This window comes from Streptomyces sp. NPDC048383, from assembly GCF_040651775.1.
Lineage (GTDB): Bacteria > Actinomycetota > Actinomycetes > Streptomycetales > Streptomycetaceae > Streptomyces.
Genome location: NZ_JBEZKS010000022.1, coordinates 86932 through 97142, shown reverse-complemented (window position 1 = coordinate 97142; position 10211 = coordinate 86932). Strand labels below are relative to the sequence as shown.

7 protein-coding genes are annotated in these 10211 nt (G+C 70.4%); 3 read left to right on the top strand and 4 right to left on the bottom strand.

Annotated elements, in window-relative coordinates:
- Window positions 1–35: 35 nt before the first annotated feature.
- The 4 genes from AB0D46_RS17760 to AB0D46_RS17745 form a co-directional block, all read right to left on the bottom strand.
- Window positions 36–824 (bottom strand): VC0807 family protein, encoded by a 789-nt coding sequence (locus AB0D46_RS17760; protein ID WP_362878335.1) that lies wholly within the window; start codon window positions 822–824, stop codon window positions 36–38.
- A 416-nt stretch (window positions 825–1240) separates the two neighbouring features.
- Window positions 1241–1834, bottom strand: coding sequence for a TetR family transcriptional regulator (locus AB0D46_RS17755; protein ID WP_362878333.1), 594 nt, complete (start codon window positions 1832–1834; stop codon window positions 1241–1243).
- Window positions 1835–1855: 21 nt separating this feature from the next.
- A complete protein-coding gene (locus AB0D46_RS17750; RefSeq protein WP_362878331.1) occupies window positions 1856–2905 on the bottom strand; it encodes an aldo/keto reductase in 1050 nt (349 codons plus the stop codon).
- A 96-nt stretch (window positions 2906–3001) separates the two neighbouring features.
- Window positions 3002–4453, bottom strand: coding sequence for an MFS transporter (locus AB0D46_RS17745; RefSeq protein ID WP_362878329.1), 1452 nt, complete (start codon window positions 4451–4453; stop codon window positions 3002–3004).
- A 34-nt stretch (window positions 4454–4487) separates the two neighbouring features.
- Between AB0D46_RS17745 and dusB the strand changes: the two genes are divergently transcribed.
- The 3 genes from dusB (at window position 4488) to AB0D46_RS17730 (ending at window position 10150) form a co-directional block, all read left to right on the top strand.
- Window positions 4488–5648 (top strand): tRNA dihydrouridine synthase DusB, encoded by a 1161-nt coding sequence (gene dusB / locus AB0D46_RS17740; RefSeq protein ID WP_362878327.1) that lies wholly within the window; start codon window positions 4488–4490, stop codon window positions 5646–5648.
- 366 nt (window positions 5649–6014) lie between these two features.
- Entirely contained in the window at window positions 6015–8723 is a 2709-nt protein-coding gene (ppdK, locus tag AB0D46_RS17735) for a pyruvate, phosphate dikinase (protein WP_362878325.1), read from the top strand.
- A gap of 401 nt (window positions 8724–9124) precedes the next feature.
- Window positions 9125–10150: a winged helix-turn-helix domain-containing protein gene (locus AB0D46_RS17730; RefSeq protein ID WP_362878323.1), complete on the top strand. Its 1026-nt coding sequence runs from the start codon at window positions 9125–9127 to the stop codon at window positions 10148–10150.
- The last annotated feature ends 61 nt before the right edge of the window (window positions 10151–10211 follow it).

Genomic DNA, 10211 nt, shown 5'->3' with positions numbered 1-10211 from the left:
TCGCGCACCGGGCCACCGTCGTTCCTCCCCGCGTCCTACGCGGACCCCCCGCCGCGCCCGGCCTCTGCCGGCTCGCTCCGGGCCTCGGGCGCGGCTCGGGGAGCGCCCGCGGGCGCGGCTTCGGCCTCGGCCTCGGCCCGCGCCTTGGCCTCGGCCTCGCGACGCTCACCCTCGGCCTGGGAGCGCTTGCCGTAGAGAGCGGTCCAGACACCGAGGGCGGCCAGCACGCCGTAGACCATGATCGGGCTGACGACCACCATGGTCTTGGTGTTCACGCTGTACGAGAGGACGACGCGCACCAGCGCCTCGATCACGTACGCCACGCCCCAGACCAGGGTCATGCGGCGCATCGTGGTGCGGAAGCCCTCGTACTGCCACAGGCCGTTCCACCAGGCGGTGCTCCTGGCGGTGCCGTCGGTGGCGAACTTGCGGCCGAAGTAGAACATCAGCGGGCGCTTGGCCAGCAGCGTGGCCAGGCAGAGCACGCCGAACAGCCCCGTCACGACGGAGTCCTTGACGAGCAGGGTCCGGGCCGAATGGTCTCCGACGAGGCCCACCACGGCGGTGATGACCAGGAACACCATGGTGACCACGGCGAACTCGTCGACCTTGCGGCGCCAGATCACGTGGATCACGGTGTCGAGGACGGGCCACGCACCGCTCAGCAGGAGGGCCGGGAACTCCTCCCAGCCCCGGCTGCCGGTCAGGAAGTTGTAGGTGAGGATCGGCGCGACCACGTTGAGCGCGATGGTCAGGAGCCAGCCGAGTGCGGTGGCGACGCCCGATCGGGCGGGTGCGTCGGGTCGAGCGACCTGGGTGGACATGCTTCCCCCTGGGGTGCCTTGTGCGTGCGGTACAGGGGACCGTAGGCAGCAAGATGGCATGGGCAAGCCATCGAGTGCCCAAAAAGATCGTCAAGACACCCGGACCATCGAATTCCGGACATCGCGGCGAACGGCCCGGGGGCGACGCGGTGACGCGGTGACGCGGACACAGGGGTGCACGGGGGAGCGGGGCGACCGCGGCCACAGGGGTGCGCGGGAGTGGGTAGGGGATCGGAAGGCGCGGAACCCGTGTCCGCGACCCGGGGCGGGAGTCGGGTGCCGCAACCCGCGGCCGGAACCCCGGCCGGGAGCCCGCAGCCCGGAACCCCGGCCGGGAGCCCGCAGCCCGGAACCCCGGCCGGGAGCCCGCAGCCCGGAAACAGCACACCGCAGCAGCACGCAGCCCCGGCCCGGATTCAGGCGCGCAGGCCCCGGATCACGAGGGCGGTGACCGCCTCGAACTCCGTGAGGATCGACGGCGAGAGCCAGTCCGCCGCGTACTGCGGGTCGTGGAACCGCCCGGTGGCGTGGAAGACCGCGCGGGCGGCGCCCTGGACATCGGGTGCGGACAGGGTCCCGGCTTCGACGCCCTCGGCGATGATCGCGGCCAGCTGGTCGATCAGCTCGGTGAGGTGGGCGTCGACCGTGCCGCTGTTCTCGGCGAGCAGCACCGTGTAGGTGGCGAACAGTTCAGGGTCGTCACCGGCCTTGTGGCGTTTGGCCTCGAAGAGGGCCTCCAGCCACGCTTCCAGCTTGGACGGGGCGGGCTCGGCCGGAGCCGAGGCGATCTTCTCCAGCATCACCACGCTCTTGGCCAGCCACCGGTCGGTGACCGCCTCGCGCAGCGCCGCCTTCGAGGGGAAGTGCCGGTACACGCTGCCGTGGCTGACACCCAGGGCGCGCGCCACGTCCACCACGGTCGCCTTGGTCGGGCCGAAGCGACGCAGCACCTCCTCGGTGGTTTCGAGGATGCGCTCGGGGGTCAGGGGCTCGGCAGCAGCGGGGGGCATGAGTACGACCGTACAGCCGCGTCAGTGCTCGCTGTCGAGGTGGGCCATCTGCGCCGCCGGGTAGCGGTCGCCGGCCGCCGCTCCGGCCGGTACGGCCTCCTCGACGGCCGCCAGGTCCGCCGCGGTCAGCTCCACCCGCATGGCACCGAGTGCCTCGGCGAGCCGGTCCCGGCGCCGTGCGCCCACCAGCGGCACGATGTCCTCGCCGCGCGCGAGCACCCAGGCGATGGCTATCCGGGCGACGCTCACGTCCTTCTCCTCGGCGACCTTGCGCAGCGCTTCGACCAGGGCGAGGTTGCGGTCGAGGTTGTCGCCCTGGAAGCGGGGGCTCATGCCCCGGAAGTCGCCGGGGGCCAGTTCCCGCTCCCGCGAGAAGTGCCCGCTGATCAGGCCGCGGGACAGCACCCCGTACGCCGTGACGCCGATGCCGAGCTCGCGGGCGGTCGGCAGGATCTCCGTCTCGATGTTCCGCGAGATCAGGGAGTACTCGATCTGGAGGTCCGATATGGGGGCGACGGCCGCGGCCCGGCGCAAGGTGTCCGCGCCGACCTCGGACAGGCCGATGTGCCGGACGTGTCCGGCCTGGACGGCCTCGGCGATGGCCCCGACCGTCTCCTCGATCGGTACGTCCGGGTCCACGCGGGCGATCCGGTAGACGTCGATGTGGTCCCGGCCGAGCCGCTGGAGCGAGTAGGCCAGGAAGTTGCGGACGGCGTCCGGCCGGCCGTCGTACCCGGCGAAACCGCCTTCGACCGTCCGCAGGGCGCCGAACTTCACGCTGGTCAGGGCCCGCTCGCGGGCCGCCGCCGGAGCGGTGCGCAGGGCCTCGGCGATCAGCAGTTCGTTGTGGCCCATCCCGTAGAAGTCGCCGGTGTCCAGGAGGGCGTTCGTGCCCTCGGGGACGGCGTCGAGGAAGGCGTGGAGGGTGGCGATGGACTCGCCGCGGTCGGCCTCGCCGTACAGGGCGGACATGCCCATGCAGCCCAGACCAAGCGGGAAGACGGTCGGACCGGTCGCGCCGAGCGTGCGGGGGCCGTGGGAGGTGCTCGGGGTGTTCTGGTTCGTGGTCATGGAACGAGAATGACATGACGAGTGACAGATTTCAATATCTGTCACTCGTCAGTGCGACGGGGCGTCCGCGCCGCAGCGGGAAGGGGAGTGCGGGAGCTACCGCGGCGCCCCGACCGGGGCCGAGCCCTGCCCGGGCGGACCCGGTTCCAGGGCCGCCGCGGTGCGCAGGGCCGTCCCGCGGGCCCAGCGGCCGTTGGTGGCGGCGCCGACCAGCAGGACGAGCAGTCCGCAGACGGTGATGATCCAGTAGGCGGGCTTCGCCGCCGCGGTGAACTCGCCGCCACCCGCCGTCCCGGCGGCCAGCACGGCGCCGATCACGGCGACCCCCAGCGTCCCGCCGGTCTGCCGGCTGGTGGCGGCCACGGCGGCCGCCACCCCGGCCTGGGCGCGCGGCATCCCGGACACGGCCGTATTGGTGATCGGGGCGTTGACCATGCCGAAGCCGAGGCCGAAGAGCATGAACCCGACGAACATCAGGGGCGTGGAGGTCTCCGCCGAGAAGGCCGCGAACAGCAGCCCGCTCGACCCCATCGCCCCGCCCGCGATCAGCAGCGGCAGCCGGGGCCCCCGACTGCCGGTCAGCCGCCCCGACAGGGGTGCGAACAGCAGGGTCAGCCCGGCCATCGGCACCATGTACAGCCCGGCGTGCAGGGCGCTGAGCCCCCGTACGTCCTGGAGGTACAGGGTGTTCAGGAAGAGGAACCCGGACAGCGCGGCGAAGGCGCTGACGGCGCACACCGTCGCCCCGCTGAACGGGGCGCTGCGGAAGAACCGCAGGTCGATCAGGGGTTCCTCGCGCCGGGGCTCGTACAGCAGCAGCCCCACCAACGAGGCGACGGCGATCACGGCGCAGCTCAGGATCAGCGGGGAGCCGATACCGGCGGCCGGGGCCTCGATGATCCCGTACGTCAAGGAGCCCAGCAGCCCCATGATCAGCAGCTGCCCCACCGGGTCGGGCCGGCGCGCGTGCGCGGCCCGGGAGTCGGGGACGTGCCGCAGGGTCAGCCAGAGGGCCACCAGCCCGATCGGCAGGTTCACCCAGAAGATGGACCGCCACCCGACGGTGTCCACCAGGACGCCGCCGATCACGGGACCCGCCGCCATGGAGAGACCGGCCACCGCCCCCCAGATGCCGATGGCCCGGGCCCGTTCGGCCGGATCGGTGAAGGTGTTGGTGATGATCGAGATGGCGACGGGGTTGAGCATCGCCGCGCCCACGGCCTGCACCATGCGGAAGGTGATGAGCCAGCCCAGCCCGGGGGCGAGCGAGCACAGCAGGGAGCCCAGGGTGAAGAGGATCAGACCGGTGACGAACACCTTGCGCCGGCCGATCCGGTCGGCGGTGGAGCCCGCGAGCATCAGCAGCGAGGCCATGACCAGGGTGTAGGCGTCGATGGTCCACTGCATGCCCGCGACCGAGGCACCCAGGTCCTCGCGCATCGAGGGGAGCGCCACGTTCAGGACGGTGTTGTCGAGGCTGACGATGAGCAGGCTGATGCAGCAGATCGCCAGGATGAGCGTGCGTTGCCGGTGACTCGGCTCGATCATGGGGCCGATCGTACGTCCGCACCCGCGCCCCGGCATGCGGGACAATGGGCGGATGACCACGCTTCCCCCGCCCCTCGCGATCGGCCCGCACACCGTGCAGCCCCCGGTGGTGCTCGCGCCGATGGCCGGGATCACCAATGCCCCCTTCCGCACGCTCTGCCGCGAGTTCTCCGGCGGCAAGGGGCTGTTCGTGAGCGAGATGATCACGACCCGCGCCCTGGTCGAGCGCAACGACAAGACCATGCAGCTGATCCACTTCGACGAGACCGAGAAGCCCCGCTCGATCCAGCTGTACGGCGTGGACCCGGCGACCGTCGGCAAGGCCGTCCGGATGATCGTCGACGAGGACCGCGCGGACCACATCGACCTGAACTTCGGCTGCCCCGTCCCCAAGGTCACCCGCAAGGGCGGCGGCTCGGCCCTCCCGTACAAGCGGAACCTGCTGCGCGCGATCCTGCGCGAGGCCGTCGCGGGCGCCGGCGACCTGCCGGTCACCATGAAGATGCGCAAGGGCATCAACGACGAGCACCTCACCTACCTCGACGCGGGCCGGATCGCCGTCGAGGAGGGCGTCACCGCCATAGCCCTGCACGGGCGGACGACCGCCCAGCACTACGGCGGCACCGCCGACTGGGAGGCCATCGCGCGCCTCAAGGAGCACGTGCCGGAGATCCCGGTCCTCGGCAACGGCGACATCTGGTGCGCCGAGGACGCGCTGCGCATGGTCCGCGAGACCGGCTGCGACGGCGTCGTGGTCGGGCGCGGTTGCCTGGGCCGGCCGTGGCTGTTCAACGACCTGGTCGCGGCCTTCGAGGGCCGCCCCGAGGACTTCCACAAGCCGAACCTGCGCGAGGTCGCGGCCACCATGCTCCGGCATGCCGAACTGCTGGGGGAGTGGATCGGTGACGAGGCGCGCGGGGTGATCGACTTCCGTAAGCACGTGGCCTGGTACCTGAAGGGCTTCGCCGTCGGATCCGAGATGCGCCAGAAGCTGGCGGTCACGTCCTCCCTGGCCGAACTAGACGCTCATCTGAGCGAGCTGGATTTGGATCAGTCGTGGCCCGAGAGCGCGGACGGCCCGCGGGGCCGGACGTCCGGAAACAACCGAGTTGTCCTGCCTGAGGGCTGGTTGAAGGATCCCTATGACTGCGCGGGTGTGAGCGAGGACGCGGAGCTGGACACTTCCGGAGGCTGACAAATCGCCCTCCGTGGCGCGTGATATACGCCACGCAGGGGCGAGGTTTTGCTCAGATGAGCAGAAAGGTCACGGGTAAGACTTTCAAAGGGTGGCACTGGGTGCCACCCTTTGAGTGTTCAAGACTTGAACGCAAATGTATCGATGATCGCTCATCCGAGCGTCAGTGGGCCTTTATGGGCCCCTTCGTCTTCGGGAGGTGAACGCTGTTCGTGCCTTCCGATTACCCGTGAGTTACTTTCGATCTGCTGGCGCACGGGTGGTTACAGCCGTATGACGACCAAGTGGACGTACCCATAAGCCTTCGATCTGGGTATGTTCCTGGCCGTCAGGGCAGCCACCCGAGTCCTCGAGGAGTCGAGACCCGTGTCGGAAAACAAAGATCAGAAGTTCGTCTACGACTTCACCGAGGGAAACCGGGACCTCAAGGACCTTCTCGGCGGCAAGGGAGCCAACCTCGCCGAGATGACCAACCTGGGTCTCCCCGTCCCTCCCGGCTTCACCATCACCACCGAGGCCTGCAAGGTCTACCTCGAAAGCGGCGAGGCCCCGGCCGAGCTGCGCGACGAGGTCAGCGCACACCTTGCCGCCCTTGAGGCGCGGATGGGCAAGAAGCTCGGCCAGTCGGACGACCCGCTGCTGGTCTCCGTGCGTTCCGGCGCCAAGTTCTCGATGCCCGGCATGATGGACACGGTCCTCAACATCGGCCTCTCCGACGAGTCCGTCGTCGGTCTCGCCGCGCAGTCCGGTGACGAGCGCTTCGCGTGGGACTCCTACCGCCGCCTCATCCAGATGTTCGGCAAGACCGTCCTGGGCGTCGAGGGCGAGCTGTTCGAGGACGCCCTCGAAGAGGCCAAGGCCGCCAAGAAGGTCACCGTCGACACCGACCTCGACGCCGCCGACCTCAAGAAGCTGGTCAAGCACTTCAAGAAGATCGTCGCGAAGGAGGCCGGCCGCGAGTTCCCGCAGGAGGCCCGCGCGCAGATGGACCTCGCCGTCGAGGCCGTCTTCAACTCCTGGAACACCGACCGCGCCAAGCTCTACCGCCGCCAGGAGCGCATCCCGGGCGACCTGGGCACCGCCGTCAACATCTGCTCCATGGTGTTCGGCAACCTGGGCCCCGACTCCGGCACCGGCGTCGCCTTCACCCGCGACCCCGCCAGCGGCCACCAGGGCGTCTACGGCGACTACCTGCAGAACGCCCAGGGCGAGGACGTCGTCGCGGGCATCCGCAACACCGTGCCGCTCGCGGACCTGGAGTCGATCGACAAGGTCTCGTACGACCAGCTCATGACGATCATGGAGACGCTGGAGACGCACTACAAGGACCTGTGCGACATCGAGTTCACCATCGAGCGCGGTCAGCTGTGGATGCTCCAGACCCGGGTCGGCAAGCGCACCGCCGGCGCCGCCTTCCGCATCGCCACGCAGCTCGTGGACCAGGGCCTGATCGACGAGGCCGAGGCCCTCCAGCGCGTCAACGGCCACCAGCTCGCGCAGCTGATGTTCCCGCGCTTCGACGACACCGCCTCGACCACCCTGCTGGGCCGCGGCATCGCCGCCTCCCCGGGCGCGGCGGTCGGCAAGGCCGTCTTCGACTCGTACACGGCCGTCAAGTGGTCGCGCTCCGGCGAGAAGGTCATCCTGATCCGCCGCGAGACCAACCCCGACGACCTGGACGGCATGATCGCCTCCCAGGGCATCCTGACCTCGCGCGGCGGCAAGACCTCGCACGCGGCCGTCGTCGCCCGCGGCATGGGCAAGACCTGCGTATGCGGCGCCGAGGAACTCGACGTCGACACCAAGCGCCGCCGCATGACGGTCGGCGAGACCGTCATCGAAGAGGGCGACGTCGTCTCCATCGACGGCTCCACCGGCAAGGTCTACCTCGGTGAGGTACCCGTCGTACCGTCCCCGGTCGTCGAGTACTTCGAGGGCCGCATGCACGCCGGCGCAGACGACGCCGACGAACTCGTCGCCGCCGTGCACCGGATCATGGCGTACGCGGACCGCGTCCGGCGTCTGCGGGTGCGCGCCAACGCCGACAACGCCGAGGACGCGCTGCGCGCCCGTCGCTTCGGCGCCCAGGGCATCGGCCTGTGCCGCACGGAGCACATGTTCCTCGGCGAGCGCCGCGAACTGGTGGAGCGACTGATCCTCGCGGACACCGACGGGGAGCGCGAAGAGGCGCTCGGCGCCCTGCTGCCGCTGCAGAAGAAGGACTTCGTCGAGCTGTTCGAGGCGATGGACGGACTGCCCGTCACCGTGCGCCTGCTGGACCCGCCGCTGCACGAGTTCCTGCCCGACATCACCGAGCTGTCGGTCCGCGTCGCCCTCGCCGAGTCCCGCAAGGACGCCAACGAGAACGACCTGCGCCTGCTCCAGGCCGTGCACAAGCTGCACGAGCAGAACCCGATGCTGGGTCTGCGCGGCGTCCGTCTGGGCCTGGTCATCCCGGGTCTGTTCAAGATGCAGGTCCGGGCGATCGCCGAGGCCGCGGCCGAGCGCAAGAACGCCAAGGGCGACCCGCGCGCCGAGATCATGGTTCCGCTCGTCGGCACCGTCCAGGAGCTGGAGATCGTCCGCGACGAGGCCGACCAGGTCATCGCCGAGGTCGAGGCCGCCACCGGCACCAACCTCAAGCTGAGCATCGGCACGATGATCGAGCTGCCGCGCGCCGCGCTGACCGCCGGCCAGATCGCCGAAGCCGCGCAGTTCTTCTCCTTCGGCACGAACGACCTGACCCAGACGGTGTGGGGCTTCTCCCGCGACGACGTCGAGGCCAGCTTCTTCACCGCGTACCTGGAGAAGGGCATCTTCGGGGTCTCGCCCTTCGAGACCATCGACAAGGACGGCGTCGGCGCCCTCGTGCGCAGCGCGGTCCAGGCCGGTCGGGCCACCCGCCCCGACCTCAAGCTCGGCATCTGCGGCGAGCACGGTGGCGACCCCGAGTCGGTGCACTTCTTCCACGAGGTCGGCCTCGACTACGTCTCCTGCTCGCCCTTCCGGATCCCGGTGGCGCGCCTGGAGGCGGGCCGCGCGGCCGCCGAGTCGAAGGGCTCCGACAGCCGCTGACCGGAGAGCGTCACCGGCTCCTCGACCACGCCCGCCCCGGGTTCCCTGACTGCCCGGGGCGGGCGTCCACGTCTTTTCGAAGGTCCCGTTCCGCAAAGCATTCAACAAAGTTTTACGGCGTCAGGCGGTGGACGGATCCCCACCCGTCCACCGCCTGACGCCTATCCGCCAGGCACGTCGGCGCTTCCCTGTGCGACCGACCGCCAGGCCCCGCAAAGCCCCCCACGGCCTTCACGGAGCGTTTCGGTCGCACCGGAGTGTGCCCGGCGGACTACAGGATTTCGCTTGTGACGCCCCTGCCGAAAGGGGTTTCAACTGTGGCCGAAAGGGCGTGGTGACCACGTGTGACGGCATGCATACTCATGGGGCGGGGGGATTGCGGTTGCACAGCTGGGGGTTCGGTGCTTCGTATCCATTTCACTGGAGTGGACCTGGCACGCGTAAGGATGGCAGGGCGTCCCGATGCGTTGTGGGAAACGATTCTTAGTTTTCACCGCTTAAGAGACCGGCGCGACGCCCGGCTGTTCGGCGAATGGCGTACGGAAACCCGGAGCCGGTTGAATAGTGAAACAAGGCTGCTCGGTGCCTTGATACCGGCGCGCGGCTATTTCCCGGATTTCCTGACCCCCACCGAGGGGCAGTACGGCTGGGACGTCGCCCTCGACGCGCTGCGCGGGCTGCGTCCCGAACGGCTGCGGCGCGAGCTGTCGCTCGTCGGCGCGGGCGCCGGAACGGGCTTCGGTGCTGCCTTCGGAACTCCGACGCCCAACCGGCTGCGGGAGTTCATGGACGGCGGCACCAAACACATGCCCCGGCTGCTGGGCGAACTGCGCGGGTACCACCGGGCGGCCGTGGAGCCGTACTGGACGCACATACAGGCGCAGATAGAGGCCGAACGGGCCGCGCGCGGCCGGGCCCTGCTCGACGGCGGCGCGGACGAACTGCTCGCCTCGCTGCCGCCGATGCTGCGCTGGCGGGCGCCCGTCCTGGAATGCGAGTACCCCGTGGACCGGGACGTACGGCTGCGGGGGCGCGGGCTGCTGCTCCAGCCGTCGTTCTTCTGCCGGCGCACCGCGGTGACCCTGCACGATCCGGAGCTGCCGCCGGTGCTGGTCTACCCGGCCGCCGCGCAGCTGGCCTCCGCGTCGGCCGGCGGCGAGTCCGGGCGGCCGGAGGAGCTGCGCCAGCGCACCCTGGGCAAGCTGGTCGGGCACACCCGCTCGGTGGTCCTGCGGGCCATCGGGGACGGGGCCACCACCAGCGAGCTCGCCCGCCGGGCGGGGGTCTCCCTGGCCTCGGCGAGCCAACACGCCTGCGTGATGCGCGAGGCGGGCCTGGTCACCACCCTGCGCCACGGCAACGCCGTCCTGCACACGGTGACGCCGCTCGGCGCGGCCCTGCTCAAGGGCGGCGCCGTCGTCTCGTGAGGGCCCGCGGGCGCTCCCGTACGCCTCCGAGCGGCCCCGGGGTCGCCGGGGCCGCGCGGAG

Bases quoted from the DNA above. Each gene is read 5' to 3' on its own strand.
- AB0D46_RS17745 (WP_362878329.1), bottom strand. From the start codon at position 4,453: ATGATCGAGCCGAGTCACCGGCAACGCACGCTCATCCTGGCGATCTGC.
- AB0D46_RS17755 (WP_362878333.1), bottom strand. From the start codon at position 1,834: ATGCCCCCCGCTGCTGCCGAGCCCCTGACCCCCGAGCGCATCCTCGAA.
- AB0D46_RS17750 (WP_362878331.1), bottom strand. From the start codon at position 2,905: ATGACCACGAACCAGAACACCCCGAGCACCTCCCACGGCCCCCGCACG.
- dusB (WP_362878327.1), top strand. From the start codon at position 4,488: ATGCGGGACAATGGGCGGATGACCACGCTTCCCCCGCCCCTCGCGATC.
- AB0D46_RS17760 (WP_362878335.1), bottom strand. From the start codon at position 824: ATGTCCACCCAGGTCGCTCGACCCGACGCACCCGCCCGATCGGGCGTC.